This window comes from Megasphaera sp. NM10 (assembly GCF_000417505.1).
Lineage (GTDB): Bacteria > Bacillota > Negativicutes > Veillonellales > Megasphaeraceae > Megasphaera > Megasphaera intestinihominis.
This window is the reverse complement of record NZ_APHY01000032.1, coordinates 1-2,888: the sequence shown is the minus strand read 5'-3', so window position 1 is coordinate 2,888 and position 2,888 is coordinate 1. Positions and strand designations below refer to the sequence as shown.

The following is a 2,888-nucleotide window of genomic DNA, read 5'->3' as shown; positions in this document are numbered from 1 at the left end:
GGCGTCGTTGATGTAGTATTCGGCCTGGACGTTACTAGCCCGCAGCCCGCAGGAGATTGATCAGACTGCCATAAGCGGCGCCGCGGCCGTGACCGACGTGGAGCGGCCCTGTCGGGTTGGCACTGACGTATTCGACCTGGATCGTGTCTTCTTTGCGCAGCGGTGCATGGCCATAGGCATCGCCGGCAGCCAGGATCTGTTTGAGCGTATCGTAAATGACGTCATTCTTCAAGAAGAAGTTGATGAAGCCGGCACCGGCGATTTCCGCATGGTCGAGCCAGGGATAATCCATGCCGTCGACGATGGCCTGGGCAATGAGTCTCGGTGCTTTATGGGCGACGCGGGCCGACTGCATGGCAATGTTGCTGGCGAAGTCGCCGAATTCCTTCTGCGGCGGTACTTCCAGTGCGACGTCGGGATAGTCGCCGGCTGGAAGAGTGCCGGCTGCAATAGCCTTGTTCAGGGCTTCCGTAATGCCCTGCTTCAATAAATCCTTCATTTCCATTACGCTTGATCCTCCTGCACGGTTATGGTTAATTGTGTATAATTGGCACTGACGCCTTCGATATGGACGTCGTAGCCCAACTGAATCGTACCGACTCCATCGAGCAAGTCGGCGCGGCATTCATAGGTCTTCATCTGCACGTCGAACGTGCCGACCGGTGTGTCATACTGGGAGCGCGTCACTTTTCCCTTGCGGAATTCCTGACGCTGGCGGAGCTTCCCAAGGCGCAACAATAAGACGGACCCTCCGGGTAACACCTTGATGACCGTCGTAACGCCCTTCATTTCCGTCAGCTCGCTTTCTTCGTAGACGATGTACTGCGTCCCGTCCTTGACGTAAAACTTACCTTCGGAAACGAGCTCCATTTTCAGCTCTTCTCCCTCTTTGTTACGTTGGATACTTTTTACACTTACTAAGACAGGTTTCAATGTATTCCACCTTTCCTATCACAAATCCAATGTTACTATTATATAACAAGTGCTGGGAAAAAGAAATACTTTTTTTCACTTCATTTCAATCAGAAAAGACCAATACTTCTTGGGCATATAACTGCGGCGCAGGGCCTCGTTGCGGCACGATGGCCTGGCCCAGGTCGAAGATATCTGCCCGGACAGCCGGCTGGGCCTGGTCTTTTCTGAGCAGCGCTTCGTCCCGGTCGATGACGGCCGACAAATAGCCGAAAAAAGTTCCATCATAACTGTAAATCATCGCTACCGCTCCTAAAACAGACTCATCGGTTCATAAGCCGTCTGGGCTGACGGCCGGGCCAGGAGCAGCTGGCGGATGCGGACCGGGTCCGTCGTCGCTCCATAATATTTTCCCTTGCAGGTAATGAAATACTGGGCCCTCTTGAGGACGATGCCCAGGCGGCGCAGTGTGTCATACGACAAGAAAGCCTGGCTCCGGGCCGCACAGATGCGCCGGGCCGAGGTGACGCCGATGCCGGGGACGCGCAGCAAAGCGTGGTACGACGCCCGGTTGACTTCGACCGGGAAAAACTCCGGATGGCGCAGGGCCCAGCAGGCCTTGGGGTCCAGGTCGAGGTCGAAATCAGGCGCCTCGTCAGTCAATATCTCATCGGCTTTGAACTGGTAGAAGCGCAGCAGCCAGTCAGCCTGGTAGAGGCGGTGCTCCCGCAGGAGCGGCGGCTTGGCGATGGCCGGCAGGTTGGGCCGGTCACGGCCGGGACATAAGCCGAATAATAGACGCGCTTCAATTCCACCTTATCGTATAAGGCCTGGCTCAGGCGCAGGATCGTCCGGTCGCTGTCCGGCGTCGCACCGACGATGAGCTGCGTCGTCTGGCCGGCCGGGACGAAGGAAGGCGCCTTCTTATGATGTTTCTTCTCTTCCCGCCGCTCCAGGATGCCCTGGCGAATGTGCCCCATGGGACCGAGGATGTTTTCCTTCGTCTTCTGCGGCGCCAGCAGGCGCAGACTCGGCGCCGACGGCAGTTCGATGTTGACGCTCAGGCGGTCGACGTAGCGGCCCAGTTCACGGATGAGCTGGGCACTCGTCCCGGGGATGCCCTTCATGTGGATGTAGCCGTTGAATTTCTTTTCGTCCCGCAGGATGCGGGCCGTCCGGATGAGGAGCTCCGTCGTATAGTCCGGCGAACGATAGACGCCGGAACTGAGGAACAGGCCTTCGATGTAATTGCGCCGGTAAAAGGCGATGGTCACGTCGGCGATCTCTTCCGGCGTCAGGATGGCCCGTTCCGCTTCCCGGCTGGCCGCGTTGACACAGTAGGCACAGTCGTAGATACAGCGGTTGGTCATGAGGATCTTGAGGAGCGACACACAGCGGCCGTCAGCCGACCAGGTATGGCAGATGCCGCAGACAGCCCCATTGCCGATGCCCCCGGCCTGGTTGGCCCGCCGGCTGCCGCTGGACGAACAGGACACGTCGTACTTGGCCGCGTCGCTGAGAATATGCAGTTTCTGTTGAATCCGGTCCCAATCCATGATAAAGCCCCCCTCTTTTCCTTTATCATAGCATAAGGCCGGCCCTATTGCAAACGTATGTTTTGATTGGCCGGTCGCCAGTCGCAGGTCGCAGGGCACATCTGTCTTTCGTAGGGGCTCGCACGTGGCGAGCCCGTCCGGAATATGAAAATTTTCTCGCCACTAGGCAAAAGCGGGCGCCCCACGTGGGCGCCCCTACATTTGCGGTCTGCGGACTGCGAACGGCGGGCGCCCCTACAGCGGAAAAAGGGCCTGTCGCACGTAATCGTGCACAGGCTCTTTTTATGTATGCAAAAACATCATAGCTTTATGGTCGTTCTTCGTGGACGGTTTGCTCGGACTCAGAAGCGGCTTTGCCGCAATAGACTCTGGAAATCAGGCGCAGGAGCGCCAAAAGGCTCCCCTGTGAAGGGGAGCTGA

At 57.6% G+C, this 2,888-nt stretch carries 4 protein-coding genes and 1 pseudogene; all 5 read right to left on the bottom strand.

The genetic code is table 11. From position 1 onward, the window contains the following. Positions 1–505: pseudogene (argS, locus tag NM10_RS06470) on the bottom strand (arginine--tRNA ligase); the annotation flags it as partial. Then, a complete protein-coding gene (locus NM10_RS06465; RefSeq protein ID WP_226884957.1) occupies positions 505–933 on the bottom strand; it encodes a DUF1934 domain-containing protein in 429 nt (142 codons plus the stop codon). The pseudogene argS and the gene NM10_RS06465, both read right to left, overlap by 1 nt. Before the next feature lie 85 nt (positions 934–1,018). Next, entirely contained in the window at positions 1,019–1,213 is a 195-nt protein-coding gene (locus NM10_RS06460) for a hypothetical protein (protein ID WP_020310789.1), read from the bottom strand. Positions 1,214–1,224: 11 nt separating this feature from the next. Beyond that, positions 1,225–1,575 (bottom strand): helix-hairpin-helix domain-containing protein, encoded by a 351-nt coding sequence (locus tag NM10_RS14535; protein WP_239639642.1) that lies wholly within the window; start codon positions 1,573–1,575, stop codon positions 1,225–1,227. Then, positions 1,572–2,468: a putative DNA modification/repair radical SAM protein gene (locus NM10_RS06455; RefSeq protein ID WP_239639641.1), complete on the bottom strand. Its 897-nt coding sequence runs from the start codon at positions 2,466–2,468 to the stop codon at positions 1,572–1,574. The genes NM10_RS14535 and NM10_RS06455 overlap by 4 nt, the downstream gene beginning before the upstream one ends. Positions 2,469–2,888: the final 420 nt, after the last annotated feature.